The 16,414-nt window shown below is 64.0% G+C and carries 18 protein-coding genes; 15 read left to right on the top strand and 3 right to left on the bottom strand.

The features are described from left to right. Positions 1 to 19 precede the first annotated feature (19 nt). The 4 genes from ACZ2HM_RS21695 to ACZ2HM_RS21680 are packed head-to-tail and all read left to right on the top strand — an operon-like array spanning position 20 to position 3,116. A complete protein-coding gene (locus tag ACZ2HM_RS21695; RefSeq protein WP_235209598.1) occupies positions 20 to 574 on the top strand; it encodes a VOC family protein in 555 nt (184 codons plus the stop codon). Between the two features lie 16 nt (positions 575 to 590). Continuing rightward, positions 591 to 1,430 (top strand): alpha/beta fold hydrolase, encoded by an 840-nt coding sequence (locus ACZ2HM_RS21690; RefSeq protein WP_463266113.1) that lies wholly within the window; start codon positions 591 to 593, stop codon positions 1,428 to 1,430. Beyond that, positions 1,427 to 2,182: an SDR family NAD(P)-dependent oxidoreductase gene (locus ACZ2HM_RS21685; protein WP_463266114.1), complete on the top strand. Its 756-nt coding sequence runs from the start codon at positions 1,427 to 1,429 to the stop codon at positions 2,180 to 2,182. The genes ACZ2HM_RS21690 and ACZ2HM_RS21685 overlap by 4 nt, the downstream gene beginning before the upstream one ends. Positions 2,183 to 2,198: 16 nt before the next feature. After that, the gene (locus ACZ2HM_RS21680) at positions 2,199 to 3,116 is read left to right on the top strand and encodes an alpha/beta fold hydrolase (RefSeq protein WP_052027698.1); all 918 of its coding nucleotides are present in this window, start codon (positions 2,199 to 2,201) and stop codon (positions 3,114 to 3,116) included. A gap of 42 nt (positions 3,117 to 3,158) precedes the next feature. Here the strand turns inward: ACZ2HM_RS21680 and ACZ2HM_RS21675 are convergent, their stop codons facing one another. Continuing rightward, a complete protein-coding gene (locus tag ACZ2HM_RS21675; RefSeq protein WP_463266115.1) occupies positions 3,159 to 3,683 on the bottom strand; it encodes an ester cyclase in 525 nt (174 codons plus the stop codon). 164 nt (positions 3,684 to 3,847) lie between these two features. Here ACZ2HM_RS21675 and ACZ2HM_RS21670 point away from each other — a divergent pair, with 164 nt between their 5' ends. The 5 genes from ACZ2HM_RS21670 (at position 3,848) to ACZ2HM_RS21650 (ending at position 8,953) form a co-directional block, all read left to right on the top strand. Then, on the top strand, positions 3,848 to 4,300 hold the full coding sequence (locus ACZ2HM_RS21670) for a nuclear transport factor 2 family protein (protein ID WP_235209600.1): 453 nt from the start codon (positions 3,848 to 3,850) through the stop codon (positions 4,298 to 4,300). A 47-nt stretch (positions 4,301 to 4,347) separates the two neighbouring features. Next, positions 4,348 to 6,684 carry a membrane-bound PQQ-dependent dehydrogenase, glucose/quinate/shikimate family gene (locus ACZ2HM_RS21665; protein WP_043150320.1) on the top strand — a complete coding sequence of 779 codons (2,337 nt, stop codon included), beginning with the start codon at positions 4,348 to 4,350 and terminating at the stop codon, positions 6,682 to 6,684. A gap of 86 nt (positions 6,685 to 6,770) precedes the next feature. Further along, complete coding sequence (locus tag ACZ2HM_RS21660) at positions 6,771 to 7,211, top strand: nuclear transport factor 2 family protein (RefSeq protein ID WP_470426992.1); 441 nt, start codon at positions 6,771 to 6,773, stop codon at positions 7,209 to 7,211. Then, entirely contained in the window at positions 7,204 to 8,205 is a 1,002-nt protein-coding gene (locus tag ACZ2HM_RS21655) for an NADP-dependent oxidoreductase (RefSeq protein ID WP_043150264.1), read from the top strand. The genes ACZ2HM_RS21660 and ACZ2HM_RS21655 overlap by 8 nt, the downstream gene beginning before the upstream one ends. 22 nt (positions 8,206 to 8,227) lie before the next feature. Next, positions 8,228 to 8,953 (top strand): SDR family oxidoreductase, encoded by a 726-nt coding sequence (locus ACZ2HM_RS21650; protein ID WP_043150266.1) that lies wholly within the window; start codon positions 8,228 to 8,230, stop codon positions 8,951 to 8,953. Here the strand turns inward: ACZ2HM_RS21650 and ACZ2HM_RS21645 are convergent. Both ACZ2HM_RS21645 and ACZ2HM_RS21640 read right to left on the bottom strand, forming a co-directional pair. Beyond that, complete coding sequence (locus ACZ2HM_RS21645; protein WP_470427332.1) at positions 8,950 to 10,062, bottom strand: oxidoreductase; 1,113 nt, start codon at positions 10,060 to 10,062, stop codon at positions 8,950 to 8,952. The genes ACZ2HM_RS21650 and ACZ2HM_RS21645 overlap by 4 nt on opposite strands. A gap of 169 nt (positions 10,063 to 10,231) precedes the next feature. Continuing rightward, positions 10,232 to 10,438 carry a ferredoxin gene (locus ACZ2HM_RS21640; protein ID WP_043150323.1) on the bottom strand — a complete coding sequence of 69 codons (207 nt, stop codon included), beginning with the start codon at positions 10,436 to 10,438 and terminating at the stop codon, positions 10,232 to 10,234. 92 nt (positions 10,439 to 10,530) lie between these two features. Here ACZ2HM_RS21640 and ACZ2HM_RS21635 point away from each other — a divergent pair, with 92 nt between their 5' ends. The 6 genes from ACZ2HM_RS21635 to ACZ2HM_RS21610 are packed head-to-tail and all read left to right on the top strand — an operon-like array spanning position 10,531 to position 16,373. After that, the gene (locus ACZ2HM_RS21635; RefSeq protein ID WP_043150326.1) at positions 10,531 to 11,916 is read left to right on the top strand and encodes an aromatic ring-hydroxylating dioxygenase subunit alpha; all 1,386 of its coding nucleotides are present in this window, start codon (positions 10,531 to 10,533) and stop codon (positions 11,914 to 11,916) included. A gap of 26 nt (positions 11,917 to 11,942) precedes the next feature. Further along, on the top strand, positions 11,943 to 12,521 hold the full coding sequence (locus tag ACZ2HM_RS21630; protein ID WP_043150268.1) for a 3-phenylpropionate/cinnamic acid dioxygenase subunit beta: 579 nt from the start codon (positions 11,943 to 11,945) through the stop codon (positions 12,519 to 12,521). Between the two features lie 13 nt (positions 12,522 to 12,534). After that, on the top strand, positions 12,535 to 13,704 hold the full coding sequence (locus tag ACZ2HM_RS21625) for an FAD-dependent oxidoreductase (protein ID WP_470426991.1): 1,170 nt from the start codon (positions 12,535 to 12,537) through the stop codon (positions 13,702 to 13,704). Further along, entirely contained in the window at positions 13,701 to 14,513 is an 813-nt protein-coding gene (locus ACZ2HM_RS21620) for an SDR family NAD(P)-dependent oxidoreductase (protein WP_463266119.1), read from the top strand. The genes ACZ2HM_RS21625 and ACZ2HM_RS21620 overlap by 4 nt, the downstream gene beginning before the upstream one ends. Next, positions 14,510 to 15,142: a TetR/AcrR family transcriptional regulator gene (locus ACZ2HM_RS21615; protein ID WP_169571182.1), complete on the top strand. Its 633-nt coding sequence runs from the start codon at positions 14,510 to 14,512 to the stop codon at positions 15,140 to 15,142. Before ACZ2HM_RS21620 ends, ACZ2HM_RS21615 begins: the two co-directional genes overlap by 4 nt. Positions 15,143 to 15,146: 4 nt before the next feature. Next, positions 15,147 to 16,373: an acyl-CoA dehydrogenase family protein gene (locus ACZ2HM_RS21610; RefSeq protein ID WP_200866891.1), complete on the top strand. Its 1,227-nt coding sequence runs from the start codon at positions 15,147 to 15,149 to the stop codon at positions 16,371 to 16,373. Positions 16,374 to 16,414: the final 41 nt, after the last annotated feature.

Here is a 16,414-nt window from a genome sequence, read left to right as displayed (position 1 = left end):
ATTCCGAGGAGATAAGATTATGCCAAGCGGACCTTTTGCCCATGTGTGCATGGTCGTGCGCGACCTGGACACCGCGATCGTGGACTGGACCAAGATCCTGCGCGTGCTGGACCCAGCCAGCCTGGAAAAGCGCCTGGTTAAATATGACGAATTTTCCAGCGGTGCGGACGCGGGCATGAAATGGGCGACCTTCGTCAATGACGGCGGCACGGAAATCCAGTTCATCCAGCCCGCCCCCGGCACGCCGATGGGCGACCGGTTGGACAAGGTGGGCGAGCATGTCCATCACCTCTGCTATTCGACCGACGATGTGCCAGGTGCCATGGAGAAGCTGCGGGCCGAAGGGTTGCACCTGCCCGGTGGCGGCCAGACCCATAACGACCCCGACATGACCTGGCAGAAGTGGAGCTGGATCGGCCACAAGAGCACGCATGGCGCGATGATCGAAGTGGCGTCGCCCTACGAAAGCCGCAATGACGGCAAATGGCACCATGCGCCGGGCAAGTTCGCCTATGCCGGTCCCGGCGAACATGAGTGCTTCGCCGAAATCGCGCCGCCGATCGCCGCCGAATAAGCACGGAGCGCCCGGCATGATGTCCGCGACCCGGATCAGCCTGCCTGGCGACGGCATCACCCTGGTCGCGGACGCCTATGGCGACCCGACCGCGCCGCCCGTATGCTTCTTCCATGGCGGCGGGCAAAGTCGGCGGTCCTGGGCCGGATCGGCGCGGCGGGTGGCGCAGGCGGGCTATTATGGCCTGACCTTCGACCTGCGGGGCCATGGCGACAGCGATTGGGCCAGCGATGGCGACTATCTGCTGGAAGCCTATGGCCGCGATGTCGAGGCGATCCTGATGGCGCTTTACCGCCCCGTCGCGCTGGTGGGCGCGTCTCGCGGCGGCCAGTGCGCGCTGGTCGGCGGGTCGCGCCATCCCGATCGCGTGCGCCTCATCATGCTGGCCGACGTTGCGCCGCATATCGACGACGCCGGAGTGGAGGAGATACGCGGTTTCTTCCGCGCCAGTAAAGCGGGCTTCGCGTCGCTGGACGAGGCCGCCGATGCGCTGCACCGCCATCTGGGCCAGCCACGTGTGGCCGATGTGTCGGGCCTGGCCAAGGCGATGCGAACAGATGGCGAGCGGCTGTTCTGGCACTGGGATCCGCGCACGACTTCGCAGGAATTTCTGCATCCGCCATCCGAAGGCGAAGCGCTGGTGGCAGCCGCGATGCGCGTCACCACGCCGGTCGTTCTGGTGAAGGCGGAACTGAGCGAGATCGTGTCGGACGAGAGTGTCCGCCAGTTTCAGGCGCTGACCCCGCAACTGGAGGTCGAGGTCGCGCATGGCGTGGGCCATATGTTGACCGGCGACCATAATGACGCCTTTGCCGAACGGCTGCTCCGACATTTGACCACGTATCTGCCGCTATGAACCGGGGTGCGGCCTTTGTCGTCGGCGGTACGGGCGGGCTAGGCGGCATCATTTGTCGTCGACTCGCGGACGAATGGGATGGCGTGGCGATCGGCTACCGCTCTAGCGCGGACAAGGCGCGCGCGGTGATCGACACGCTGCGCGGAGGCCAGGACCGAGCGATTGCCGTCCATTGCGACCTGTCCGACATGGCCAGCATCCAGAGCGGCTTTGCCGACGTCAAGGCGCGGTTCGGTGCGATAGGAACGGTGATTTTCGCCAGCGGTGTGGACATTGCCCAACCCTTCGTCAGTCAGATCGGCGAGGATCAATGGCGGCAGGTGATCGAGGTCGAATTGATCGGCTTTACCCGCATCGTCGCCGCCGCGCTGCCCCACTTCCGCGTGCAGGGTTTCGGCAATTTCGTATCGGTGGTGTCGGTCGCCAATTATTGCTTCCCGCCGGGCGATGCCCTGTCCTCGGTGCCCAAGGCGGGGATCGAGGCGCTGGGCCGCGCCATTGCGAAAGAGGAAGGCCGCTATGGCATCCGCGCGAACATGGTTGCGCCCGGCATCATCAACGCGGGACTGGGGGCCGAATTTCTCACCACCCTCTACACGCCCGCCATCTGGGAAGCGCAGCGCAAGCGGATCGCGCTCCAGCGCTTTGGCGATGGCGAGGATATTGCGCAGGCCGTCGCCTTCCTGGCGTCGGAGCGCGCGCGCTACATTACTGGCCAGACATTGATCGTCGATGGCGGCTTCAGCCTTTGAACGGATAGAGCGATCCATGCCGAAGTTCACACTGTCCCTGAACGTCGAAACCGCGGTCGATTTCGGCGAACCGATCCAGATCGCGGCAACACTGGCGATACCCGACAGACTGCCCGATGGCCCGATCGACCTGCTCGTTTGCCTGCATGGCGGCACCTATAGCCGCTGGTATTGGGATGCGCAGATTGATGGATGGCCGGGCTATAGTTTCGTCGATCATTGCTTGGCACAGGGCAAGGCGGTGTTGGCGCTGGACGCGCTGGGTATGGGCGAGAGCAGCCAGCCGGGCCGGGAAGATGTGTTGACACCCCATGTCGGCGCACAAGCGCATCATCTGGCGCTGGCGGCGGTTCTGGAACGGATGGAGGTCGGGGAATGGGGCGCGCATATCGCGGGGCGCACGCGGCGGATAACCGGCATCGGCCATTCGATGGGCGGGATGCTGACGATCGTGCAACAGGCCCAATGGGCCAGTTTCGATCAGGTCGCGGTACTTGGCTTTACCAATATCGGTCTGGCCATGTCGGACGAGGTGCAATCCGCCATCGGGGCGCAGGTGGCAGGGCCAGGCTATGGCGCGGCCAATCGCGCGGCGATGCACGGCTATTTCCATGCAGCAGACGTGCCCGAAACGGTGATCGCAGCCGACGATGCGCGGGCGTCGCTGACGCCCAACAGCTATGGGCGGCTGGCCATCATGCCCGGCGGCGTTGCGGCGGAGGCTGCCGCGATCGCCGCGCCGGTCTATCTGCATTTTGCCGACATCGACGTAAGCCCTGAACCCCATGCCGAACCGGCGGAGTATTGCGGATCGCGCCATGTCACGCTGACGACGCTGGCGGAAGCAGCCCATTGCCATAATTTCGCATCGACCCGGCTGCAAAGCTGGACGATGCTGCACCGGTGGATCGACCATATCGGTGCCATCGGCTGATATTGCCCCGGCCACCCAGAAGGCGGCCGGGGCCACGCTTGCTTATTTATACGGGTCGACCGGCTGCGGCACCTTGATGACTTCCAGATCCTTGAGCATCGTCAGCACGTCCGAGATCGAATAGATATGGTCGATCTTGCCGTCGCGGAAGCGCAGCCAGGAGAACCACAGGACGTTGAGTTCGTTGCCAGTCGGCTGGACGCCCATATAGGGACCGCCGGTATGCTTGCCATGGTGATGGCACAGCACGCAGATTTCATCGTCGCCCCGGCCCCACGCCTTGAGCGTGCGATAGATGCTGGGCGGGAAAGTGGTGTACAGGCCCTGCGGCGAGCTTTTCCAGACATGATAAGTACCCAGGTCCGGCCGGTTTGGATTGTCATAGGTCATGGTGTCGGTATTGAAGAAGGCATCCATTCCGTCCCAGTCACCGCGATTAATGACTTCGTGCAGGTCCATCCAGTGATTGACCATATATGCCTGGCTGTCGGTCAGCCCGGCGGTGATTTCAGCCCGTGTCTCTGCGGACAGGACGAAATCGGCTTCGGTGAACGGGGCTAGACCCATTTATACTCTCCTAGATAAACGCTTGAGGCAAATTGGCCCGCTGACATGTGCCTGCGGTAACGCCTCATCCCCTGTCGCTATCCCTTCGACACCTACCCAACGAAAGGCGGCTGGCCAACCGGCCTGTGCGACCAATCATTCTATAGAATGAAGGAGAGTGGGTGATGCTGACCGTGCAGGAGATGTCGGACCGGTTCGAAATACAGGATTTGATCGTGGGCTATTGCTACGCGGTCGACGGCCGCGACTGGGATGCGCTGGACCAGTATTTCACAACCGACGCGGTGATCGACTATTCCGAAATGGTCGGCGTTTCGGGCAGCCTGGCCGAGATCAAACAGTTTCTGGCGAGCAGCCTGACGCCGATCCTGGCGTTCCAGCACGGGGTATCGACCACCCGCTACAACATCGATGGCGACCGCGCGCAGACCAAGACCGTCTGCATCAATCCCATGACCGTCAGCGATGGCACGAACGCCGACACGCTGGTTTTCGGCCTGTGGTATATCCATGATTATGTCCGCACGCCTGCGGGATGGCGGATCAGCCGCCTGTACGAACAGAAATGCTATCGCATGAACGTGCCCGACTGGCTGGCCGCGCAACTGCCTGCCTGATCGCATCCGTCGCCCTCTTCCCTGCCCCCGTGCGCCAAGGTGCCTTCATGCAACGCTTCCTCAATGCCGCCTTCCTGATCCTGCTTGCCGTGGCCGGGCTTTGCCTTGTCTGGCTTGGCGGGCGGCTGCTGTTGCTGGGCGGATCGCCTTGGTATCTTGCGTCCGGACTGGTCATGGTCACCGTCGCGCTGCTGGGCTGGCGCAGGGCTCCGCTGTCGATCGCTTTGTTCTGGGCTTTTCTGGCGACGAACCTCGCCTGGGCCTTGTGGGAGGTAGGGCTGGACGGATGGGCGCTGGCCCCGCGCCTGGCCATGCCGCTGTGCCTTGGCCTCTATATGCTGACCCCCTATTATCGGCGCCACGTCGGGCGATCCACCCCGTTGCCGGGCGAACGCGTGCTGTGGCCCGCGCTGGCGCTGATCGTCGGGGCAAGTATCGGCTTGGCGTTCTGGGCCGATCGCACGCCTGCCGCGGCGAGTCGGATATGGGGTCCGGCCCCCGCCAGTGCGGCCGATGGTGACTGGATCGCCTATGGCAACGACCGAGGCGGATCGCGCTATTCCCCGCTGGAACAGATCAGCCCGTCCAATGTCGGCAACCTCCAACCGGCCTGGACCTATCGCACCGGCAAGGTGGGCGACGGCAAACAGGGCACAGCCTTTCAGGTCAACCCGATCAAGGTCGGCAACCGCCTGTTCCTGTGCGCGGGCAATAATGACGTTATCGCGCTGGACCCGGAAATCGGGCGGCAATTGTGGCGGCATAATCCCAAGACGGATCTGGCCGGGGTCTATGGCCTGGTGTGCCGGGGCGTAACCTATTATCGCGTGCCCGGCGCAACGGGGGCCTGCGCCGAACGCATCTTTACCGCCACGCTCGACGCGCGGCTGATCGCGCTGGATGCCGCGACCGGGCGGCCCTGCCCAGGTTTCGGGCGCGGCGGACAGGTCGACCTGAAGACAGGGCTGGGCCAGGTGGACAAGGGCTATTATTTCGTTACGTCGCCCCCCGCCCTGGTGCGCGGGCGCCTGGTACTGGGCGGCTGGGTAACGGACGGGCAGAAGATCAGGGAGCCGTCCGGCGTCGTGCGCGCATTCGACGCCGTCACCGGCGATTTCGCCTGGGCTTTCGACATTGGTCGCCCCGACGACCATGGCCTGCCGCCGGCCGGCGCGACCTTCACGCCCGGCACACCCAATAGCTGGGCGCCGATGAGTTCGGACGAGACGCTGGGCCTGGTCTATGTGCCGACCGGCAATGCCACGCCCGATTATTTCGGCGGGCACCGGACGGCCAACGATGATCGCTACGCCAGTTCGGTGATTGCACTGGATGGCATGACCGGCGCGGTGCGATGGTCGTTCCAAACGACGCATCATGATCTGTGGGATTATGACGTGCCGGCCCAGCCCACGCTGGTCGATCTGCCCGGCGGGGTGCGCGGCCTGCTCCAGCCGACCAAGCGTGGCGAAATTTTCTTTCTCGACCGCGTGACCGGAAAGCCGATCCTACCGGTTGAGGAACGTCCCGTGCCGCAGGGTGTGATGCCGGGCGAGCGCCTGTCAAAAACTCAGCCCTATTCGGTTGCCATCCCCAGCTTTACCGGACCGCGTCCGACGGAAAAGGGCATGTGGGGGCTGACCCCGATCGACCAGGCGATCTGCCGCATCCGATTCAGGGAGGCGCGGTTCGATGGCGACATGACGCCGCTGTCGACAGAGCATCCGACGATCACTTGGCCCGGCTATCTGGGCGGGATCGACTGGGGCGGTGTATCGGTCGATCCCCGGCGCGGACTGATGATCGTCAACAACAACCAGGTCGGCAATTATAACCGCCTTATCCCGCGCGCAGAGGCCGACCGGCGCGGCATCAAGCCGATGAACGCCGTCCATATGGGCGATGTCGGTGGCCCCGCAGCACAACAGGGCGTGCCCTATGCCGCGCAGATCGCACCGTTCCTATCGCCGCTTGCCATTCCCTGCCAGCAGCCGCCCTATGGCCGGATCAATGCTGTGGACTTGAAAACCGGCAAGATGGTGTGGAGTCGCCTGCTTGGCACATCGCGCGACAGCGGGCCGCTGGCGCTGCCGACCTTCGTGCCGATTCCGATGGGGGTGCCCAATATCGGCGGATCGGTGGCAACGGCCAGCGGCCTGACGTTTATAGGCGCGACCCAGGAACATGCGTTTCGCGCCTATGACACAGCGACCGGCCGCCTGCTGTGGAAGGCGCGCCTGCCCGCCGGCGGCAATGCGTCGCCCAGCAGCTATTGGTCCAACGCCAGCGGACGCCAATTCGTGGTGATCGCGGCCGGTGGCCATGGCGCAATGCTGTCGGGCTCCAGCGACCAGTTGATCGCCTATGCCCTGCCAAAGAAATGATCGGCCGGCGGCTCGATCCTATCGCTTGGCGGGCAAGATCGGCCGTCCCTTCCCTATGCTGTCCAACGACATGAGGGAGGATCAGAATGGCAGCACATGGCAGCCTGACGCGCAGGGCGCTGCTTACGGCGGATGACGAGCGGGCGATCCACCATTTGCTGCTGCGCTACGCGACCGGGATCGACACCCGCGACTGGCCGTTGTTCCGCACCTGCTTCGCGCGCGATTGCGAAGCCGATTATGGCAGCTTCGGACGCTGGCGCGGGTCGCGCCAGATCACCGAATATATGGAGGGCGCGCACCGCCATATGGGGGCGACGCTGCACCGGATCAGCAATATCGTGGTGGAAAGCTGTAACGACGAAATCGTCGCGCGCAGCTATGTTGACGCCATCCTGATGGACCGGATTCAGGGCGTGACCCACCGGGCGACCGGCTATTATGACGATTGCTTGATCCGCACATCGGCAGGATGGCGCATATCGCGGCGGAAATTCACGATGGTCAAGGCCGGGCTGGATGGGTGAGGCCAACCGCCAGGTGATTCTGGTCGCGCGGCCGACCGGCATCGCGCAGGCAGCCGATTTCGCGATCCGGCCCGGCCCGATCAACCAGCCCGGTCCCGGCCAGATACTGGTGCGCAATCATTATCTGTCGGTCGAACCGGCGATGCGCGGCTGGATAGCTGATAGCGGCAGTTATGCCGCGCCCGTCGCTATCGGTTCGGTGATGCGCGCGCTGGCGGCGGGACAGGTGGTGGCGTCGGGCGACGCGGCCTACCAGGTCGGCGATCATGTCACTGGCTGGTTTGGCTGGCAGGACTACGCCTGCGTTTCGACCGACCAGGTGGTGCAGCGCACCCGCGCGGCGGAGATGCGCGCGGCGCTGGGCATATTGGGGATCAACGGCGTGACCGCCTATCTGGCGCTGACGATGATCGGCCAGCCGCGCGCGGGCGAGACGGTGCTGGTGTCCACGGCCGCCGGGGCCGTCGGATCGGCGGTGGGGCAGATTGCGCGCATATTGGGGTGCCGCACGATCGGCATTGCCGGTGGCCCGGAGAAGGCGCGCTGCAGCGTCGACGATTTCGGCTATGACGGCGCGATCGATTATCGCGGGGAAGATGTCGGCGCGGCGGTGGCGCGGCTCGCGCCGGAGGGGATCGACATTTATTTCGACAATGTGGCGGGCGCGATCAGCGACGCGGTGCTGCCGCATCTGGCCATGAAGGGCCGGGTCGTGGTGTGCGGCACGGCGTCGATCGATCGCTGGGAACCGTGGCCGCAAGGGCCGCGGGTCGAACGTCATCTGCTGGTCAAGCGCGCGCGGATGGAGGGGTTCGTCATCTTCGACCATATGGACCGCTATGGCGATGCCGTGGCGCAGTTGCGCGCGTGGATCGGCGAGGGCCGCCTGACGTGGCGGGAAGAGATACTGGACGGGATCGAAGCCTGCGCGGATGCACTGGCGGGGCTGTATCGCGGCGAAAATGACGGCAAGCGGCTGATCCGCCTCGTCTGACAATGGATGAAGGAGAGATGCGATGACCAGTCTGACGGGGAAGATTGCAATCGTGACCGGTGCGTCGTCGGGTATCGGCGCAGCTACGGCGCATGCGTTGGCGGGCGCGGGCGCGACTCTGGTGCTGGTGGCGCGCCGGGCGGATCGGCTCGCGGCGCTGGCGGCGGACCTTGGCGCCGACTGCCTGCCCTTGGTTGCCGACATGGCCGAGGCGGGCGCGCCGCAGTGCCTGCATGATAGGGTGATGGCGCAGTTCGGGCGCGCCGACATCCTCGTGAACAATGCCGGCATCCTTCATGCCGCGTCGATCGATCAGTTCGACCTGGACCAATTACGACCGATGATCGCGCTAAATTATGAAGCGGTGGTGCGGACCTGCACGTTGTTCGGGCGGTCGATGAAGGCGGCGGGCACTGGCCAGATCATCAACATATCCAGCATCGGCGCGAACATCATCGCGCCGGGCGTGGGCGTCTATGGCGGGCTGAAGCGGGCGCTGGAGGCGTTTACCGATTGCCTGCGCGTCGAGCTGGCCGGAAGCGGGGTCAAAGTCGGCATCGTCGCGCCGGGCACCACCAACACGGAGATTTTCGAGGACATGAAAGCGCGCGGCCAGCCCGCCTGGGACAGTTTCATCGCCGCAATGCAGCCGGGCGACGTGGCTGATGCCGTGCGGTACATGGCGACGCAGTCGGACCGCACCAACATGGCGCGCATCCAGGTCTATGCCGCCGCGGACACGCATTAATCCAGCGTGGCGTAAGCCTCGAGCCGGAACGGATCGACCGCGCCGCCATCGCGCATCTTGCGGACCCAGTGGGGGTCCATCAGCAGCGCGCGGCCGACGGCGATCAGGTCAAATTCGCCCTGCGCCATGCGGGCCACCACCAAATCCAGATTATCGGTCATCACCGTTGGCTGGGCGAAGGAGGATTGCAGATCCTTGCTGAGGCCGACGCCACCGACCGCAATCACTGGCTTGCCAGTCAGCCGCTTGATCCATCCGGCAAGGCCCATGGCGGACCCGTCGAACGCGGGGGTCGAAAACAGGCGCGTGCTGGCATCGAAGACGTCGACACCGGCGTCCGTGATCGGGGCCAGCATCGATGCCAGTTCATCGGGGGTCTGGGCGCTGCGGGCGTCATAATCCTGCAATTTCCATTGCGAGAAGCGGAAGATGATCGGGAAGTCGGGCGCGGTCGCGGCGCGGACGGCGCGGACCACTTCCGCTGCGAACAGCGCGCGGGTGGCCGCGTCGCCGCCCCAGCGGTCATCGCGCAGATTGGTGCGGTGCCACAGGAAACTGTCGATCAGATAGCCATGGGCGCCATGCAGCGCGATGCCATCGAAGCCGACCGCGCGGGCGTTGGCCGCGCTGCGGGCGAAGGCGGCGATGATATCGCTGATTTCGCTGTCGGTCAGCGGCGTCGTGGGCGCGCGCACTGCCTCGAGATAATCAGGCGGCACCATCGCCCTGTCCGTCGGCCCCCAGATGCCCGATGGCCGGGCCGACGGTGCCTGCGGATCATAGCCGGTGCCCGGCACGCGAATGACGCCCTGATGCCAGAGCTGCGGGACGATCAGCCCGCCGGCAGCATGGACCCCGGCGACAATGGCGCGCCAACGGGCCAGCGCTGCGTCGCCATGCAGGAGCGGCGACGCGCCGCCGCCCATGGATTCGCGACCGAGGGCGGCGGGATGATCCACGCCGATGCCTTCGGTCACGATCAGGCCTACGTCCGCTTCAACTCGACGGCGATAATATGCGGCGACCCCATCGGACGGCACGCCGCCCGGTGAGAAGTTGCGCGTCATCGGTGCCATCACGAAGCGGTTGCGCAGGCGCAGGCCCGCCACATTGACGGGCGTGAACAGCATGTCCCTTGCGTCGGTCATCCTCTATCCTTCCTGCCGCCCCATGGCCGCGCTGGTGCCGCAGTGACCGGCGGCGAGGAACCTACCTATCGGCAGGTTCCTCGCCGGCCCAACGAGCAGAGCCTTCAGCCATGGGATACGCAGCAGCCAATCAGGCGTCGACGACCGCCAATGCTGCCTGGGGACAGGCCTCCGCTCCCTCGCGTGCCTGGTCTTCAAGACCTGCCGGCACGATCGGGTCTTCCACATAGACGATGCCATTGGCATCCAGTTTATATACTTCGGGGCAGATTTCGGCGCACACGCCATAGCCGCAGCAAGCTGCCTTATCGATTACCACCTTCAACGTCTGGCTCATCATCCTCTCCTTATGGAGCAACATTACAACTTGAACAGATTTAGTTCAATATGTATAACGCGACTCACGATGGATTTTCCAAGGAGAGGAAGATGCTGCACAAGGCCGGTTTGACTCTGAGCGATGGGACCACGCTCGACGACCTCATCAACCGCGACATGAACGAAGTGTCGCTGCGGGTGATGAACGACAAGGAACTATACGAACTGGAAATGGAGCGCGTCTTCGCGCGGACTTGGCTGTTGCTGGGCCATGAGTCGGAAATTCCCAAGGCGGGCGACTATGTCATGCGCGACATGGCCGAGGATAATGTGATCGTCTCGCGGGCACGCGACGGCGAAGTGCACGTCATGCTCAACGTCTGTCCACATCGCGGCATGAAGGTGTGCACCGCCGAAGCGGGCAATGCCGCCGCGCATCGCTGCATCTATCATGGCTGGGCGTTCCGTTCCGACGGCAGCTTCATCGGCGCGCCGATCGAAAAGGAACAGATGCACGGCAACCGCCACAGCAAGGACGAACTGGGCCTGAAAAAGGCGCGGGTACATCTTTATGGCGGGCTGATCTTTGCGACATGGAGCAAAGATCTGTCGTTCGAGGATTATCTGGGCGACGCGAAATTCTATCTCGATCAGCTATTCTGCCGTACCGACAATGGCCTGGAAATGCTTGGCCCCCCGCAGCGCTTCGTGCTGCCGTGCAACTGGAAGATCCCCGGCGAACAGTCGGGTTCGGACGGTTTCCACACGCTGACGCTGCACCGGTCGCTGATGGAAGGCGGCATCATGGGCGGCACGGCCGAGTCGATCTACGACACCGCGCCCGGCATGTATGGCGTCGATATCTCGGTGCCGCAGGGGCACACGCTGCGCTGCCTGGAAGCGGCGCAGACCTTCAAGATGTTTGCCGACATCAGTTTCGAAGGTAAGACGACCGAGGAGCGGCTGAACCTGCTCACCCCGCCGGGCGTCACCAAGGACATGATCCCGCAGCTGTTCAAGAATCTGTCGGAAGCGCAGGTCAACCAGTTGGCGACCATCCCTCCGCAGGTCGGCGGCATGTTCCCCAATATCCTGATCGCCTTCATCTTTGCGCCGCGCATGGATGGCGGCGCGTCGGGCGCGCTTTCGCTACACACTTATGTTCCAAAGGGACCGGACAAGGTGGAGTTCATCAACTTCATCTTCGCCGAGAAGGATGCGCCGGAGGACGTAAAGCGGGACATGCTCCAGAATGCGATCTGGTCCACCGGCACCTCCGGTACGATCGAGCAGGACGACGCCGACACATGGCCGCAGATCATGCGCAATTCGCGCGGGCATATGAGCAAGACCATGACGCTGAAATATCAGGCGCTGCATGGCCATGAACGGCCCGAAGGCTGGGTCGGCGGGGGTGATCTCTATCCTGGCTTTACCAAGGACGACACGCAATGGGCTTGGTGGTCGGCCTATTATGACCTGATGGCCGAAGCCTGAGCGACGCGAAGAGAGAGGATCACAACATGACCGTGAACTACGCGACAGCCGCGATCGACAAGACCAGCGTCATGCGCGGGCTGGTATCCATCCAGCGCGTGCCGTTGGGTTCGGAGGTCTATAACCGCCTGCTCGAAACCCTGTATGACGAGGCGGCGGCGCTTGACGAGCGCCGGTTCGACGACTGGGTCGCCTATCTGGAGCAGGATCTGGTCTATACAGCGCCCCTGCGCCTGACCCGCAACGGTCCCAACAAGGACCGCGACGTCGTGCGCACGATGAAGCATTTCGACGAGAATTATGCGTCGATCCTGATGCGGACCGGGCGCCTGTCGAAAAGCGCCTGGGCGGAAGATCCGCCGTCGCGCACGCGCCGCTTCGTCACCAATGTCCGTATTGCCCAGTGCGACACGGCGGGCGAATATGAAGTTGTGAGCTATCTGTACGTCGAGCGCAGCCGGTTCGATAACCCGGACAATGAGTCGATCACGGCCGAGCGGCGGGATGTGTGGCGGCGGGTCGATGGCGCCTACAAGCTGGCGGTGCGCGAAATCATCGTCGACCAATCGACGCTGGGCATGTCCAACTTCGCGATCTTCCTCTGACGGGGCGATGGCGATGACAGGCTCCCCGCATATTGTAGTGATCGGCAGCGGTCTGGCCGGCTATGGCGTCCTGCGTGAGTTGCGCAAACTCGCGCCGGACGCCCGGCTGACCTTGGTGACGCAGGATGACGGGCATTTCTATTCCAAGCCCGCTTTGTCCACCGCGCTAGCCAAGGGCAAGGTGGCCGATACGCTGGTCACCACGGCGGCGGAGAAAATGGCGACGCAGTTGAAGCTGGACCTGCGCGCCGGGCGGGTGGTCGAGACGATCGACCGGCAGGACAAGGCGGTGCTGACCACCGGCGGGCCGATCTTTTACGACCGGCTGGTGCTGGCCCTGGGGGCGGACCCTATACGGCCGCCAATTGACGGCGATGCGGCCCACCGGGCGATGGCGGTCAATAGCATCGACCATTATCGGGAATTTCGTGAAAAATTGCCCGACGGCGCGCGCGTGCTCATCATGGGCAGCGGGCTTGTGGGCACGGAATTTACCAATGACCTGGCGGCGAGCGGTTATAGGCCGGTCGTGGTCGACATGCTCGGTCATCCACTGGCGCAACTGGTGCCGCTCGCAGTGGGCGCACGCATCCGCGATGCGCTGAGCGCCAAGGGCGTAGAATGGCATCTGGGTCGCAAAGTGATGGCGATCCACAAAGCTGACGGTGGCATCCGCGCGGAACTGGACGATGGGCTGGTGGTGGAGGCCGCCGTAGTGTTGTCCGCCGTTGGCCTGCGCCCGAATGTGCAACTGGCGCAGGATGCTGGGCTGGACGTGGAGCGCGGCATCCTGGTCGACCAGACCGGCCGCACCAGCGACCCGGATATCTATGCGATCGGCGACTGCGCCCAATATCCCGGCGGCCTGGCCGCCTATGTCACGCCGATCATGGCTGCCGCGCGCGCGATCGCGCCCAGCGCGCTGGGCACGCCGACCGACATTCGCTTTCCGCCGCTGTCAGTGCAGGTCAAGACGACCGCCTGCCCCGTCGTGCTGCTGCCCGCGCCGCAGGGCGTGGCGGGTGCGTGGGAGGAAGCGGCGAACGACGCGATGGGCCTGAAATATCTGTTCCGCGACGGCGATGGCGCCATCCGCGGCTATGTCTTCACACAGGATTATTGCCAGGAACGCATGGACATGGACCGTGCCCTGAGCGAGCCACTAACGGGAGTTGCGGCGTGACGGCTTTGGTACAGGACAAGGTTGCGATCGTCACCGGCGGGGCCAAGGGGTTGGGCCATGGCATATCACGCTGCTTGGCGCGGGAGGGCGCGCATCTGCTCATCACCGGGCGCGACGGCGCGGCGGCGGAAGCGGTAGCGGCAGAGATTTCGGCGGAGTTTGGCGTGCGCGCCGTCGGCATGTCCGCCGATGTCGGCGTCAAGGCGGACGTAGAAGCGATGATCGACCGCGCCGTCGCCGAATTTGGCGGTATCGATATTCTCGTCAACAACGCCTCGCTGCTGTCGGACAACGTCCTGCTGGAACAGAAGACCGACGAGATGCTCAAGCGTACGCTGGAAATCGGCACCTGGGGCAGTTGGTGGGCGATGCGCGCCGCCTTTCCACATATGAAGGCGCGGGGCGGCGGGTCGATCGTCAACTTCTATTCGATCGATGCGCAGACCGGTGCCTGGCTGCATGCCGATTATAATATGAACAAGGGCGCGATCATGGGCCTGACCCGCAGTGCGGCGGTGGAATGGGGGCGGTTCAACATCCGCACCAATGCGATCGCGCCGACCGGCATGGGCCAGGTTTTCGCGCAACTGGTGCAGGACGTGCCGGGCTTTCTGGACATGGCGACCGCCAGCAATCCGTTGAAGCGCGCGGGCGACCCGGAACTGGATATCGGCCCGGTGGTGCTGTTCCTGGCGTCGGACATGTCGCGTTTCGTCAATGGCGAGCTGATCAACGTGGATGGCGGGCAGCATCTGCCCGGCTATGTGAGCGTTCCGCACAATCTTGCCGAGATGGAAGCCCAGACATGAAATTGATGCCGCACACCGACTGGAGCGATATCGTCGCCACCGATCAATCCGGCAGCGTCCAGAAAATCCTGGATGGCACGTTGCGCGCGATCGGCAGCATCGGTGCGCGGCGCCTGTCGATGAGCGACATCAGCGAGGCGAGCGGCGTGTCGCGCGGCACGCTTTACCGCTATTTCACGTCCAAGGAGGACGTTCTGGCGGCAGTCAGCGAATATATATGCAGCAGTTTTGAAAAGGGGATTATCGAAGCGGGTCAAGGCATAGCCGACCCGATCGAGCGGTTCCGCGCGGTGATGCGCTTTTACGGCCGCTTCACCATCGAACGGTCGCCCGACGGCATATTCGAGGTCGAACCGGCCTTCCACCTCAATTTCCTGCGCAGTCATTTCAGCCGCCACAAGGCCGCCGTGCAGCAGGCGCTGGACCCGGTACTCGACCATTTCGAGATGCTGACGGGCAGTCGCCTGGACCGCGACATTTTCTGCGACACGATGGTGCGGTTGCAACTGAGCACCCTCATCATTCCGGCCACGCCGCAATGGCTGGCCATTTGGAACGGGGCGCCCGACCGGTTGTGCGAATGGGCGCTGCAAATCGCCGGCCACCATGCCGAACACAAGAGAGGATGAACTGATGGCTACCCTGGCAAAGTTAGAATCTACCACCAAGGTCGGCTTCGCCGACAAGAGCGTGGCTGACGCGCTGGTCGAAAAGGCGCGCAGCCTGCGCGATTTCCTTCAGAGCGAGGCGCCTGCCGGCGAAAAACAGCGCTGTCCGACCCCGGCGGTCGACAAGATGCTGAAGGACGAAGGCTTCCTGCGCCTGCTGGTGCCGCAGCGTCTGGGCGGTTTTGGCCTGTCGCCGACCGATTTCTGCCGCGTACAGATCGAAATCGCGAAAGGCGATCCAGCGATCAGCTGGGTTATGCAGATCATCAACGGCACCAGCTGGATCACCAGCCTGGCCCCTGATGGCGTGCAGGATGCGGTGTTCGCCGACGGTCCGCAGACGGTGTGCGGCGCGTACAACCCGCCCGGCAAGGCGCGCAAGGTCGATGGCGGCTGGATCATCAATGGGAAATGGCCCTATATGTCCGGGTCACGCCAGTCGACCTGGGCGCAGCAGGGCGTGGTGCTGGAAGATTATGACGGTCCCGTCGTTCCGGGCATCAACATGTGCTACCTGCCGATGGACGCGATGACGATCGAGGACAGCTGGTTCGTGTCGGGGATGCAGGGCACCGGGTCCGACACCGCGATCGCCAAGGACGTGTTCATTCCCGACGCGCAGATGGCGCTGATGACCGAGAGAACCGGCCAGATCGACCCGACCAAGCGCCATTTCGGTGCGCCGTCCGACCTGCTGCCCGCCGTTCCGGTCGTACGCACGACCGGCATCGCCCAGTTGATCGGCGCAGTGGAGGCGATGCTGGAAATCGTGCGGGCAGAAGCGCCCAAGAAGCCGGTGCTGACCACCATCATCGGTCCGCGCACAAGTTCCGGCGCCTATATGCGCGACCTGGGCGAGGCCGCCGCGATGATCGACACGGCGAAGCTGATCCTGTTCGACCTGACCGCTAAGCTCGACCGGGTCGGCCTGGGCGAGGAATTCACTATGGCGGAGAAGGCCAAGCACCGGGCAGCAGGCGCGCAAATGATCGAACTGGTCCATGGGGCGAGCGAATCGCTGATGTTCCAGGTGGGGTCTTCGGCCTTCGCGCTGGACAAGCCGATCAATCGCTATTGGCGCGACGTGTCGATGGCGACACGGCATATCCAGAATATCCCGACCATAGGCTACGAAATCTTCGGTCGCGCCTTGACTGGTGCGGACCCGATTTCGCCGCCGGGCGCCTATTGACCCTCGGCGCCGCCCGCTCGACCGAGTGGGCGGCGCTGCTG

This window comes from Sphingobium sp. KKT206, from assembly GCF_055640555.1.
The sequence above is the reverse complement of the archived record's forward strand: the minus strand, read 5'-3'. Positions and strand labels throughout refer to the sequence as shown.